This window comes from Mesorhizobium sp. M1403, from assembly GCF_040317695.1.
GTDB lineage: Bacteria > Pseudomonadota > Alphaproteobacteria > Rhizobiales > Rhizobiaceae > Mesorhizobium.
Genome location: NZ_JAMYKY010000063.1, coordinates 1 through 8502 on the forward strand (window position 1 = coordinate 1; position 8502 = coordinate 8502).

Below are 8502 nucleotides of genomic sequence, written 5' to 3' on the forward strand. Positions count from 1 at the left end.
TAACTTGTCCTTCCAAACTGTGAGCGATGAAAAGCTAACCCACAACAATTTTCCCAGTATATCGATCGCCAGTCCGTCATGCGGTGCCTGGTGTTCGCTTAGCGGCGCCCATCACGAGAACGTTTTATCATCACACAAGATCTAGGTACGAGAATCGTAAATGATATCCCAAAAATCACTCACCGTGATGCGGCCAAATCTCATACACGTGAACATTGATCATGCCATCAGGCGTAATTTTCCGTTTCGCGATCAGCCTATACCGAAGATCTAAGTGGTCCAACTTGTTCATGATCATGCACTCATTTCGCGACACATTGTAACCTAATATCATAGTGCCATTTGTCGCTAGATATTTTTCCGACTCAAGGAGGAACTTCTGCAGTAGCGTCCCGCCTGGATCGAAACTGCTGTACTCGATCATGCTGGAGTATTCAAAATCCTCTGGAACACGAGTGGACGGCAAATGGGACACGATATAGTCAAAACGTTGATTTTGATGGACACTCTCATAGAGATCGCTTCGAATGCTTGTGACATTAGTAAGCCCGTTTCGGCGAGCGTTAGCTAGCGTGTTGGTAACAGCGTTCGGATTTACGTCGGTGGCAAGCACGTGGGACGCGCCATTCTTAGCCAAGAATAGTGCCGTGAGGCCGCATCCGCATCCGATCTCAAGAACGCGTTTTCCGGTCGTTGAGGGCACATTCTCAGTCACCCAACGGCCGGTAACATTATTATCGTCGTCCCAAAAAACATCCTTGTGCACCTCTATATCCAAGCCAAGGCAATTTGTATACTTTGGAAACTCGTCCTGTTGACTTTCCGCTAGGCGCTTTCTCACGTACGACACCCTATCAATATCCATGTGAGATCCTCCTATTAGCAAGAAATCCTAGAGAGATATAACCGCTGAGAGCGATTTTTAGTGTGAATTCTTCATGTAGTTTTCCTTGCATGGATATGAAACGTCGCCGGGGCCGTAATCGGGGCAGATTTCCGGGCGGAGGGGTTTGCAGGCGCGTGCGTTCGTGATTCACCCATTGCGTGACGCTACCACCGACTGATTCGCCTGAAGGCCTGTCGCTTGCGGAACTCCGCGGGCTGGTTTCTGCGCTGATCGGCGAAGTGCGCGGTCTTCAAGGCCGGGTCGAGAGCCTTGAGATCGAGAACCAGGCGCTACGCGCCGAGAACAAGACCCTGAAGGATGAGATCGCCCGGCTGAAGGACCTGCCGCCGCGTCCCACGGTCACGCCGACCAAGCCATCGGGCATGGAGAAGGCGACGCAGCCGACATCTGGCAAGGACAAGCGCCGCCGGCGCGGCGCCACGCGCGATGGCGGTCGCGTGAGCCGCACGGTGACGGTTGCGGTGAGCGCACCTGCGGGCCCTCGCTTCAAGGGGTATGAGACGATCCTGGTGCGCGATCTGGCGTTGTCGGCCGAGGTGGTGCGCTATCGCCGCGAGCGCTGGGTGATACCGACCGGCGAAACGATGGTGGCGCCCTTGCCGGCGGGGATCATCGGCGGCTGGGGCGCGAACCTGCGCCGCTTCATTCTGGCCTGCCACATTCAAGGCCAGGTGACGACGGAGCGGTTGACGGCGTTGTTGACCGGGATCGGGGTCGACATTTCGAAGCGCCAGGTGGTGGGGCTGATTTCGGAGGGCCTGGAGGCCTTCGCGGCGGAGGACCGTGACGTGCTGCGCGCCGGGCTGGCTACGGCGCCCTGGATCACCGTCGATGATACGGTCGGCGCGCCACGTCCACCAGGACGGCTACACCACCCAGATCGGCGATCGCCGCTTCACCGCGTTCCGCACCGGACGATCGAAGTCACGGGAGGCGTTCCTGGCGACGCTGCGTGCCGGGCACAGCGATTACTTCATCAATGAAGAGGCCGTGGCCTATATGCGCGGCCGCAACCTCGCCGGTCCGGCGATCACGCGGCTGGCGGCTGCGCCGCGCAAGGCATTTGCCGACAGCGCCGCATGGCAGGCGCATCTGGCGGCGCTGGGCCTTGACCAGCTTGCGGTTGAGTCCAACCCAGTCAGGATCGCCACCGAAGGGGCGATGCGGGGGGGCGATACGCCACCACGGCTTTCTCGCCGATACCGTCATCGTATCCGATGATGTCGGCCAGTTCCGCATTGGCGAGCATGCGCTGTGCTGGGTCCACGCCGAGCGGCTCGTCCACAAATTGATACCCGTGACCCCGGATCAACGTCAGGCCGTCGACATCATGCGCCAGTTGATCTGGTGGTTCTATCGCGACCTCAAGAACTACCAGCGTGCTCCTTGTCCGCGCCGCGGCGGCCCTGCGCGCCCGCTTCGAGCGCCTGTTCAAACGACGAATCGGCTACGTCATGCTCGACCGGCTTCTTGCCAGGCTGCATCGCCGCAAGCATGAACTCCTGCGCGTTCTCGATCGTCCCGAGATTGCGCGCCCGGAACCATTGGACCTAGGCACTGTCCTTTTGGAAGAGGAGAAAGCGCCAGGCCAACTGTGCCGCACGCGGGCATTGCCAGCGCGTGACAGCCCCTTCTCGCGGCGGCGTTTGCCGCTCTCGTCCGGCGACCCCGTCAGTCCGGCATAGCGCGCCACGGCGCGGCGATCGCGCAAGCCGCGTGACAGGATCTCCTGGACCAGCATGTCGGCGGTCTCGACGCCGATCCCGATGATCCGCGCCAGCAGACGCACCATCGCGTGCGGGCCGCTCGCCGCAGCAGCCGGAGCGGCGACCAGCAGGCGCACCTGCTCGATGGCGCGGATCTGCTCGCGCACGAGCTGGAGCCGCTCCAGAAAGCGGTAAAGCTCGGCGCGGGTGTTGTCCGGCAGCGGCGTCCCCTCCGGTGTGCGGATGCTGGCGAGCCTGGCCGCCACGCTGCGGAAGCTCAGCCGCAAGCTGCGGATGCCGAACGCCCGTCTTGCGGGTGACGGCTTCGCTGATCGCCTCGGCGTCGGCGGCGTCCGTCTTGCCCCGTTTTACGAAGGGCTTCACATCGGCGGGATCAAACGCACGTCGTGACCGAGCGCCGCGATCTCGCGCGCCCAATAATGCGAACCGCCGCACGCCTCCAAACCAACCAGACACGGCGGAAGCTTTTCGAAAAAGTGCAGCAGCTCGGCTCGAGCCGCAGTTTGGGTCGCAGTAGCGGGTTCCGTGCTTTGATCTGGTTGAAAGTGCCCCAAAACTGAGGCGACCGCCATCACGGCTGCGGCTGGACAGCATTCTGTGCCATCCTGCGTCGCGCAGCTCGGGCACTTTGCGACCTGAGCGGAAAAGCGGCGCCACATGTTGGCAATCCGTCTCCGAACCGATCTCCAGCCGAAACTCAGCCATCCTCTAAAACCCGCATGTCTGTCATATCAGAGGCCCTACTGCCGCCGACAGATTGGGCAGTTTTCACGCGCGTCCGCTTAGACTTGGCTGCGTGAGTCGATTGAGTGATCGCTTGAGACCGAGGTTCTCTCTGAGAGTTTCTCCGAAGTATCCGGATCTGACTCTTCCTCGCCGGCGCAACTCTGGAAGGACCAGTTCAACAAAATCCTTGAGTCCGCCAGGAACGGTTGCCGGCAATATGTTGAATCCGTCAGCCGCATGTTGATCAAATGCATCAACCATGGTGTCTACAATTTCATCCGGCGTCCCAACAACCAGCCGATGGCCACGGCAATCCGATACCAGGCGGATTAGTTCTCTCCAGGTAAATTTCTGGCTTGCGGCCAAGTCGAGTAGCACTCTCTGACGACTCTGGATTAAATTGGTCTGCGGCAAAGCCTCGGGGACTAATGAGTCAAGGTTAATTGAACGCAGGTCGGTGACAGACCCCAGCCAAAGAGAGGCCTCCTCAAATAAAACATCAATATGGGTATATGATTGTAGTCTTTGAAGCTTCTCAGACGCTTCTTGCTTAGTCCTCCCAACAATCGGGATAATGCCCGACATAACGAGTACCTGATCATCCTCTCGTCCAAGTGCGCGCGCTTTCTCTTTAAGAGTATTGTAGTATTGTTTACCGCCCTCTAAAGAGGGCTGGGCGGTGTACACGACGTCACTGACCTCTGCTGCGAGCGTAATTCCGGCATCGGACGCACCAGCCTGAACCAGCACGGGGTAGCCTTGCGGCGGTCTCGAAATGTTGAGTGGGCCTCTGACTGAAAAGTGGTTCCCTCGGTGGTTAAGCAGATGCACCTTCGTAGCATCACCGTAAATACCACTTTCCTTGTCCCGAATGAAAACGTCGTCCTCCCACGTATCCCAAAGACCTTTGACGACTTCTACGAATTCCCCCGCCCGAGCGTAGCGCGTGTCATGATCGGGAAGTTCCTTTTCACCAAAATTATTGGCTTCGAAGTTACTTGCGGAGGTTACAATGTTCCAGGCTGCGCGCCCTCGCGACAAATGGTCAAGTGATGCGAACATGCGTGCAAGATGATAAGGTTGGTAATACGTCGTCGTCGCTGTCGCGACTAGGCCGATGTTCTGTGTTCTCGATGAAAGCGCCGACAGTAGTGTAATAGGCTCGAACCCTTCGATACCACTCACACGGGCTATGGCTGCGTGATCGCCTATCACGCCTTGATGATCGGCGAGAAACACGAGGTGGAACGCCGCGCCTTCGGCAAGTGCTGCTAGTTCAGCATATTGGTCGATATCAACTCCGCGGTTCGCTGGCGTGTTTGGATCGCGCCATGCACCTGGGTGGTATCCCGCCCCCCGAGTGAGGTATAGCCCGAGTTTCATTTCATCATTGCGTCGCATACCGGATCTCCGTTCAATTGGACTGCCCTCGCGCAACGGGTTCGGCTGTTCGTGCACGTTGACGAGAGAGACTACCAGCAGGCAGACAAAGCTTGTTAAGTGCTTAAGTGCGCCTTCTCGGTCTTTCTGACTGCAAATCGGCCTACCCGCTTTCAGCCTTGCCTAAGCTCATACTGCGTTGATACCATATCGGTGGTTTTCGGTTTTAAAAATTATGTAAGGAATTATTATAATCTTGTGACAGTTGGAATATCTGTTCGCTGCTGCAAGCATTCATGGCTCTCGATGACGTGCAGACCGTCAATGACGACCCGGAGGTCGAGATCGTTCGCCGCTCCATCGAAGCTCCAGTGCGGCAAATTGCCGAGAACGCTGAGCGGAAGAATCGATCATTGCTGGCAAGCGGCGCCAGAAGCCCGAATTTTTCCCATGGCCGGAATGCGCAGACGGTCGAATTCGACGCTCTCTTCTCGATGGGCGTTATCGACCTCCGCCAAGGTCGTCCGCACCGCGCTGCAGGGTACGGCTCGATCGCTGGCCTGCTTGTCACTACCGAAGCGATGATCGCAGAAGTCGAGATGTCGCGTGAGAGTCCGATGCATCGCTGTCGGATTTGTCGGCTCCGCGACGAGATTGTTCGGTATCCTCCACGACGCACATTCACTTAACGTTTCGAAGAGCCCGGGAAAATATGCGCCACAGTTGCTGGCACGATTTTTGGTTCTCTCTCGAGCGAGGTGCTAGCAACCTGGTGACCGCAAGTGCTCACAATTGTCTGCGTCCCGCGAAGTCACGTTTTGATGTGCTCGAAAGGGCACCAGCGTTGGGTTGCTCCGATTTTGGCGCGCTTGAGAGCGGGATGCATTTGGGCGAGGTCGGAAAGAGGATTGAACGAAGGAGAGACCGAGATGACCGCACAATCTTCCCCAAGCACCTCCGACGAGGAGCCCGCCACCAGCCGTCTTGCTAGCCCTGCGGCCGACGCCGAAGGGCTGAAGCGCGCTCTGCGCGCGCTGGGCGGCGGCGTCAGTATCGTAACGGCAGGTGAGGGAGAGACTCGCACGGGAGCGACGGTGACGTCGGCGACTGCACTCTCGATCGAGCCGCCGCGCATGTTCTCCCTCAACCGATCCTCCTCAACATGGCCCGTCGTCGAGCAATACCGGAACTTCTGCATCAACGTGGTGGGCCAAAACCATGAGACGCTCGTTACCGCGGTGCTGCATGGCATAGTGACCACCAAGGGCAGCGTTGATTTCGCTGACCTGGTCGCTGATGACGTAATGTCGAATACGCCGCATCAGTTCTTGCAGTGACGAGATGCTACGTCGAAGTCGAGACTTCTCCGTGCGCATCCCCACCTTGAAGTTCCCCTTCAGGTTCCGCGAGCAGTACAGCGTCATACCCAGGAAATAGATGGTCTCTGGGCGGTTTCTGCCGCGTTTGCCCGCATCTCGCTGCGCGAACCGACCGAACTCGACCAGCTTGGTCTTGGTCGGTTCCAGGGTGAGGCCGAACTTCCCCAACCTGTGACGTAAGGCCTCCTGGACCTGGAGCGCGTCCGATTGATGTTGGAAACAGATCACAAAGTCGTCGATGTAACGCACCAGCCGGGCTTCGCCCTTTAGCCGGACCTTCACGACGCGCTCGAACCAGAGGTCGAGCACATAGTGCAGATACACGTTGCTCAGCAAAACGCTGATCACTCCCTGAACGCAAAAGGTAACTTTGAGTTTGACCGGTCGATTTCGCTCGATCGTTCTCGTTCCGTGCTTGACTTTCGTCTTAAAAGGTAATACGTATATGTCATATGCCGCGCTCGACGGATTTGCAGAAGACCGAACGGATCAATGCTGCCCATGGGTTGCTTGCGCGTGGGCTGAGCGTGGCGGAGGCAGCCATGGCGTTGTCGCGCCAATTCACCATGTCCCGGCGTCAGGCCTATCGGTATATCGAGGAGGCGCAGGCGATCGGCCGGCCGGTGCCGGTGACCGAGCCCACGACGGCAGTGACGTTCAAGCTTCCGCCCAGTTTGGTCGACGCGATTCGAGCGCGGGCGGCGGCGGAAGGCACGACGATCAGCGCCATGGTGGGTCGGGCGCTTCGGGCGTTTCTCGGCGAAGCCGACGGCCATGGCTGACCGGCGGGAGGGCGATGTTCGCAGCGTCCTTCTCGAGCCTGTCTTTGACCGCCTGCTGCAGGCCAAGTTGGCACAGGTCTACGGGATCCTGATTGCGGAGCGGGTTCGCATCGTCGGCGCGGGTCCGCGGGTAAGGGAGGGAAGCGATGACGTGCGCAGCGATCTATGCCCGGGTGTCCTCTGTCGAAGGAAAAGCTGCTTGGTCGGCGACACATGCCGGCGCACTCGGATCGGTCAGGTGCAACGCGACAAACAAGCCGACGGGGAGACGGTAGCGGTGTCTAATAGCCTCTGGAGGGCCCCGGTGATGTTTCATATCCACGCAAGGAAAACTACACAAAGAATTCACGCTGAAAATCGCTCTTAGCGGTTATCATCTTCCTAGCGGAGTTCCCGATTCCCTCTGGCACCTTATCGGCTGCCATCTTTAAACTGCTTTGTTGACGGTACGGCTGAATAGGCTGGCTGCCCCCTGGGAGACCGCTCGATCAATCGTGCGGTGTGGACGCGAAGATTCAGACCAAGCACTGGAGGAGTGTATCCGTGAAAAAGGTTGCATTGATCGACACAGCGCATTGGCACGTCCCGCTCTATATCGATGCGTTGGAGAAATCTGGCGTCGAAATTATAGGCATCTCTGATCCGACGGATACCACCGGGCCCGCTCTCGCTCGAAAATTCGGAACGGCATGCTTTGCAACCTGCGAACAGCTTCTTGCGCACGAGCGCCCTGAATTGGCATTCGTCTTCGGCAGGCACATCGACATGCCGAGGACAGCCAATCTGCTGCTCGATCACGGCGTCCCATTCGCAATGGAAAAACCCTGCGGAATTAGGGCTGCAGATGTTCAACAGTTGGCTCTGAAGGCAGCTCAAAAGCAAGCATTCGTAGCGATACCTTTTGTCTTCCGCCTGAGTGACACAATGAAGGTCATTCAAAGTGGAGAGGATCCAGTCAGGGTCGACCACGCCAGCTTCAGGTTTATTGCCGGACCGCCAAGCCGCTATCTGCGAGCAGGCAATCCTTGGATGCTGGAGCGCGACATCGCAGGCGGGGGACCATTGATTAATGTTGGTGTACACATGATCGACCTGTTCCAAACTTTAAGTTGCAGCAAAATCGTAGCTGTGTCCGCTTTTTCCACAGCGCTCATCAACAACTTATCGATCGAAGATTTCATTACCGTCGCACTTCAATGTGCATCCGGGGCTATCGGTACAATCGAGTGTGGGTACACATTCCCCAGCGCTTCTGGCCAGCAACGTGAGTTTACGTTTTCTGTTCGTGCCGGCAATCACTTCTTTCGCTCCGCTGATAAGGGGATCGAAGTTATCAGGGACGGAGTGAATGGAATTGAGCACGAATTTGTGCCTGCTGAGTTCGAAACCGACTTGTACTACGCCGATTTTGTCCGACACGTGCTCAAGGCACTGCAGGATGACAGCCTAGCCATTGCAGATTTCCGGGACGCAGCAGCCGTACTACAGCTGGTAGAAGCGGCTTACAGGTCGGCCTCTGAAGGAGGCCGGACAATACAATTATCGCACTAAGCGAAATGCGGAGTGCGTTTTCACAATCACAACAAGTCGAGGAGAGCTTG

At 57.7% G+C, this 8502-nt stretch carries 8 protein-coding genes and 3 pseudogenes; 6 read left to right on the forward strand and 5 right to left on the reverse strand.

Translation table 11 applies throughout. The features are described from left to right. Positions 1-175: 175 nt before the first annotated feature. Positions 176-865: a methyltransferase gene (locus NKH01_RS34510; RefSeq protein WP_353024666.1), complete on the reverse strand. Its 690-nt coding sequence runs from the start codon at positions 863-865 to the stop codon at positions 176-178. Between the two features lie 179 nt (positions 866-1044). Here NKH01_RS34510 and NKH01_RS34515 point away from each other — a divergent pair, with 179 nt between their 5' ends. Both NKH01_RS34515 and NKH01_RS34520 read left to right on the forward strand, forming a co-directional pair. Then, the gene (locus NKH01_RS34515) at positions 1045-1890 is read left to right on the forward strand and encodes a hypothetical protein (protein WP_353024667.1); all 846 of its coding nucleotides are present in this window, start codon (positions 1045-1047) and stop codon (positions 1888-1890) included. A 7-nt stretch (positions 1891-1897) separates the two neighbouring features. Next, the gene (locus NKH01_RS34520; RefSeq protein WP_353024668.1) at positions 1898-2128 is read left to right on the forward strand and encodes a hypothetical protein; all 231 of its coding nucleotides are present in this window, start codon (positions 1898-1900) and stop codon (positions 2126-2128) included. A 226-nt stretch (positions 2129-2354) separates the two neighbouring features. On the opposite strand, the gene NKH01_RS34525 is transcribed toward NKH01_RS34520, so the two are convergent. The 3 genes and pseudogenes from NKH01_RS34525 to NKH01_RS34535 all read right to left on the reverse strand — a co-directional run bounded on the left by NKH01_RS34525 (position 2355) and on the right by NKH01_RS34535 (position 4761). Continuing rightward, positions 2355-2879 (reverse strand): transposase, encoded by a 525-nt coding sequence (locus NKH01_RS34525; RefSeq protein ID WP_353024669.1) that lies wholly within the window; start codon positions 2877-2879, stop codon positions 2355-2357. A 46-nt stretch (positions 2880-2925) separates the two neighbouring features. After that, positions 2926-3122 (reverse strand): annotated as a pseudogene (locus NKH01_RS34530) (IS110 family transposase); the annotation flags it as partial. A 280-nt stretch (positions 3123-3402) separates the two neighbouring features. After that, the gene (locus NKH01_RS34535) at positions 3403-4761 is read right to left on the reverse strand and encodes an LLM class flavin-dependent oxidoreductase (protein ID WP_353024670.1); all 1359 of its coding nucleotides are present in this window, start codon (positions 4759-4761) and stop codon (positions 3403-3405) included. 257 nt (positions 4762-5018) lie between these two features. Here NKH01_RS34535 and NKH01_RS34540 point away from each other — a divergent pair. Together NKH01_RS34540 and NKH01_RS34545 are read left to right on the forward strand one after the other, a co-directional pair. Continuing rightward, a pseudogene (locus NKH01_RS34540) lies at positions 5019-5429 on the forward strand (hypothetical protein); the annotation flags it as partial. Positions 5430-5669: 240 nt separating this feature from the next. After that, positions 5670-6077 carry a flavin reductase family protein gene (locus NKH01_RS34545; protein WP_502912717.1) on the forward strand — a complete coding sequence of 136 codons (408 nt, stop codon included), beginning with the start codon at positions 5670-5672 and terminating at the stop codon, positions 6075-6077. 90 nt (positions 6078-6167) lie between these two features. Here the strand turns inward: NKH01_RS34545 and NKH01_RS35410 are convergent. Next, positions 6168-6467 (reverse strand): annotated as a pseudogene (locus tag NKH01_RS35410) (reverse transcriptase domain-containing protein); the annotation flags it as partial. 194 nt (positions 6468-6661) lie between these two features. Between NKH01_RS35410 and NKH01_RS34555 the strand changes: the two are divergent. Together NKH01_RS34555 and NKH01_RS34560 are read left to right on the forward strand one after the other, a co-directional pair. After that, positions 6662-6901, forward strand: a complete 240-nt coding sequence (locus NKH01_RS34555; protein WP_353024672.1) for a ribbon-helix-helix protein, CopG family — start codon at positions 6662-6664, stop codon at positions 6899-6901. Positions 6902-7444: 543 nt separating this feature from the next. Then, positions 7445-8452 carry a Gfo/Idh/MocA family protein gene (locus NKH01_RS34560; RefSeq protein WP_353024673.1) on the forward strand — a complete coding sequence of 336 codons (1008 nt, stop codon included), beginning with the start codon at positions 7445-7447 and terminating at the stop codon, positions 8450-8452. Positions 8453-8502: the final 50 nt, after the last annotated feature.

What these genes read in the sequence shown, in the direction of transcription:
- NKH01_RS34510 (WP_353024666.1), bottom strand. Translation starts at nt 865, where the DNA reads ATGGATATTGATAGGGTGTCGTACGTGAGAAAGCGCCTAGCGGAAAGT.
- NKH01_RS34535 (WP_353024670.1), bottom strand. Translation starts at nt 4,761, where the DNA reads ATGCGACGCAATGATGAAATGAAACTCGGGCTATACCTCACTCGGGGG.
- NKH01_RS34545 (WP_502912717.1), top strand. Translation starts at nt 5,670, where the DNA reads ATGACCGCACAATCTTCCCCAAGCACCTCCGACGAGGAGCCCGCCACC.
- NKH01_RS34555 (WP_353024672.1), top strand. Translation starts at nt 6,662, where the DNA reads ATGGCGTTGTCGCGCCAATTCACCATGTCCCGGCGTCAGGCCTATCGG.